Raw genomic sequence first — 3,948 nt, forward strand, 5'->3', positions numbered from 1 at the left:
CCTTCTCTGAACTAAGCGCCTGATGGCGCTTCGGGGAGAGTGACGTCCAGAGCCGGGGTCGCGGGTTCGGGCCAAAGTCGGCGGGACACCAGACGGACCGGGAAGGGCTGCACCCATCGGCCGGGCCAGGGGCCGACTCATCCAGTTCCCTCTGTGCCATTCGTGCGGGCGGCGAGCTGATGGAGTGAAGGAATTCCCAAGAATACGGAGGATTCCTGGCGTTGTTGCCTTGAGTCGAGTGTTGCAATCTTTACCTCAGCTGCGGAGAAACTTGCCGATAGGCCCTCGACCTCACCAAGCCACCCTTCCCTTTCGGCTTCGGCGATTCTGTCACGAAGGTTGTCTCGGATTTCTTCGAGTCTCGACCTCTCGGCAGGGCCAACGATGAGGACTGGGCAACGGACGCATGCATGCTCATGCGCGCAGTCTGTTCCGTAAGCGCGTCCGCATTCCCCGAGAGCGAGTTTCCTTCGCTGCCAGTGCCCCAGGAACTCATCCCATTCCTCTGTGGAGATGGCCCGGTATTCCTCAGCAGGTCGCATCTGGCGGCGCCGCGCAATGAAGGCGCGATGGGCTTCGATGACGTCCGATGGATAGATGGCGGCGTATCCCATGGTGGTGCTGATGCTGTCGTGACCTGCGATGACCTGGGCAATATGGGGTGGTAGGCCGTTGAGGATGGCGTCCGTGATGAAGATCCTGCGGAAGTCGTGAGGCTGGAAGTGCAGCGGACTCCCGTTGCCGTCGGTCAGCCCAGACGCCTCAAGAGTGTCGACTAGCGCTCTCCGAATGAAACCAAGGGAGATGGGACGCTGTTCGCTGCTCACTTCCCACTGGTAGAGAACCGGCATAGGGGCATTCCAAGTCTTCTCATGCATGTCATAGGATGGGATGGATTTGATCCTCCCGTCGCGCTGCCTCACGCGCGTGACGAGTGCACTAAGGACGTCTGCAAGCTCGGGGTTGATGAGAAGAAGGCGTTCCTTCTCTGTCTTTGAGGGGGCGATCTGTAGTAGCGGGACGATTTCTTCCGTGCTGGGAAGTCGATAGCGGATGATGCTGTGGTGGCTGAGTTCTAGAAGTTCCTCGACCCTGATCCCTGTATGGCGAAGGATCTCGATCGTCGCCCAGGCGAAGAATGCCTGCTTTTCCTCTGCTTGAGGGTTCCTGCGGTTGCCGTGCTCATCCCAGATTCGCCCGGGGCGTCCGTCGGCGCGTTTCGAGGTCCGGGGGAGGGTGAAGGTCTCACCGAAGACCGTGACCGTGCTGCCGAGCGGTGCCGCATCGATGGCAGCAAGGCGAGTCTTGGCTTCCTTGAGGCGGCGCTCAGCAGCTTGGACGAGCAGCGGTAGGACCGGCAGTCGCTCGCGCGTGCGGCGGTCTGACCTGCTCTTCTGCTCCTGCTCCATCTTCTTGACGCCGCAGTCGCCCTCGCTGATCGGACTCGGGGCGGCCCAGTGGCCCCACCTTTCGGGCTCGTCGAGGGCCCACTCCGCGATGTCGAGGTAGAACGCCCTGACGCTCATCTTCACGGTCGCCGCACTGACCCGCGGTTCGGTGATCTCGGCCGTGGTTCCGTCCGGTTGCCGCCGGCGGCGGGTCTTCACCGCGATGCGGGCCTTCCAGGCATCGGCCACCTCTGGTGGCAGCCGAAGCGTGTCAATGCCGGGATGGTGATGCTCGAGATCCGCCCAGAACGCGCCCACCAGATGGCTGGCCAGGACTTTCAAGCTGGTGTAGTCCAAGGCGGCCCGGCGTTCAGTGAGGTAGTCGACCAGGAGGTCGCGAACCGGCCGACAGCGCAGGGGGTACCGATCGACAAGACCTGCTGGGGGAACCTGACCGCTCCGCGTCGCGAGGTTGTGAAGAGTGGCCGGAGCGTCGAGAGGAAACTGATCACGGCTTCGGAGCCATGTGTAGGCGCGGAGAACGGCGCTGGTCTGCGCATTCTGGTTCGCCTTGATACGGACGAGGGCGAGCAGGTCACCGACGACGATGTCGTCGATGCCCCCTCCCTGGGCCGCGATGATCGTGGCGATGGCCTTCATGGCTTCGGAGGCGGGAGACGTGGCCATTTCACGTGCGGGGATCTGGGCTGCTAGGCGGGCGAAGCCTTCCGGATCGCGTGCCGCTTGGACGGTCAGGCGAAGGTGACGCGAGGTGTTGGAGGAAAGCCAATCCAGGCGGGGCCGGAGGACGTCCGCGCCGATCAGGGCCAACATGCCGGAGGAGGAAACCGCGCGTTGCGGCCGCCTTCCCTGGCTCAGAGCCCACTCGAACACCGCGTCGCCCCAGCCGGCATAGGAAGCAGAGGCGGGGCTGGCCTCCCATCGCTGCTGCCAGGTGTCACCTGGAAAGGTCTCCAGCCAGCCCAGGAGCAGACGGACGCCGACCATCCGAGCAGTTTGGGTGCTCTCGGCCGTGGCCCGGAGCGGTGGATGCTCGAGCCGGTCGAGAACGGCTTCGCGCGAGGCTTCGGTTGCGGGCCAGGAACTCGGGCGCGGGCGGGGAGGGAACGCTCTGAGCAGGGATGCGAGCTCCTCCCCACTCAGCTTGGCTGGTGCTGGGGCATCCGTCGCGACCATGAGGTTCGTCATGCGAGCGGACCTCCGAACAGGACGCTGAGGGAGTCGGGGTTGTAGGCAGGCGAAGGCAGAGCGGGCGGCGGATTGTCGCGTCGTTGCTGTTGCCGGGCGTGGTGGGCAAGCCCGGCCGCGATGACGTCGTCCCTGGTGGGGCGGTTGTAGATGTCCAAGGTGGCCAGGTGCTTGTGGCCGAGGATGTGCTGGACGTAGGCCGGGGGCATGGACGGGTCGTCGAGCATCAAGTAGGTCGCGGTGTGCCGCAGATCGTGGAGGGTCCAGTTGGCGCCCAGGACCTCGTTGGCGCGGGTGAACATGGCTCGGGCCGCGTCGTAGTTCAGCGGCCGCCAGGGACGGCGCAGGGTCCACCAAAGCGGTTGCCTGCGGCCGCGGGGGACTCCCTTGCTCCAGGCTTCCTCCTGGTAGAGCCGGAGCCAGACGAACGCATCCGGGGTGGCGGGTAGTTCTTGGTACTCGCGGGTGCCTTTGCGGATCACCCCGATGGTCTGCTGACCGACGAGAGCATCACCTTGAGAGGGAGTGAGGAGTTCCTCGGCCCGGGCGCCGGTGGCCACCCAGAAGGCCAGAAGAGCCCGATCACGGTGGGAGCGCAGACCCGCGAAGACCTCGGCGTACTTGTCGTCAGGGATCCGGCGCGGAACCCGCTGTGGAACGGTAGGCCGGTAGAGGCCCGTGCGCTGGCGCTTGTGCTCCCGCTCGGGGTTGTGATGGGGCTGAGCCCGGGCGGTCCGCCGGCTGCGGACCAGCGGGAAGGGGTTGACCAGTAGAGATCCAGTATTGCGTTCCAGGTGCCAGTCGTAGAAGGTCCGCAAGACAGTCTCGCTATGGGCCCGCGTGGTGGCCGCGTACTTCGTGCCGGTGGTCAGCTTCCCCGTCACCGGATTAGGTGTGCCTGGCGCTGGCTTGGCGCTTCGGGGCGGTGGTAACTCGGCAGGGTCCTTGCCGCGATGGCGCCAGTGCACTCGCACGGGCTTGTCGACCAGCTGCATCCACAGGGTGAAGTCCCGCGCGTCCGACCGCACTGCGCGATCCCACGGGATGCCCAACAGCCACAGAAATCGCCACCACCTCAGCAGGTCCATCCCGTACGACCGCAAGGTCAGCGGCGAGCTGTGAGCCGCCATCAGTTCCTTGAAGTACACCGCAACTGGCTCGACCAGGCCGTTGTCCGCGTCAAGCAACCGGTAGGGCTCCCAAGGGTCACCGGTCTCCAGTAACTGGCCGACCTCGGGCAGGACAAGGTTCTTCAGATCCCTCTCGGGATCACTCCGCTCAGGCATGCCGGGAAGCTAGCAGAAGAGGCTCTGACCTGCACAAACAGCGAAGTTAGTTCGGTCAACACACC

The 3,948-nt window shown here is 64.7% G+C and carries 2 protein-coding genes; both read right to left on the reverse strand.

Annotated elements, in window-relative coordinates; translation table 11 throughout:
• Positions 1–137 precede the first annotated feature (137 nt).
• Entirely contained in the window at positions 138–2,396 is a 2,259-nt protein-coding gene (locus ABZ861_RS31390) for a site-specific integrase (protein WP_361637422.1), read from the reverse strand.
• Positions 2,397–2,593: 197 nt separating this feature from the next.
• Positions 2,594–3,784 carry a site-specific integrase gene (locus tag ABZ861_RS31395; protein WP_361637425.1) on the reverse strand — a complete coding sequence of 397 codons (1,191 nt, stop codon included), beginning with the start codon at positions 3,782–3,784 and terminating at the stop codon, positions 2,594–2,596.
• Positions 3,785–3,948 lie beyond the last annotated feature (164 nt).

The organism is Streptomyces sp. NPDC046985 (assembly GCF_040644415.1).
Classification (GTDB): domain Bacteria; phylum Actinomycetota; class Actinomycetes; order Streptomycetales; family Streptomycetaceae; genus Streptomyces.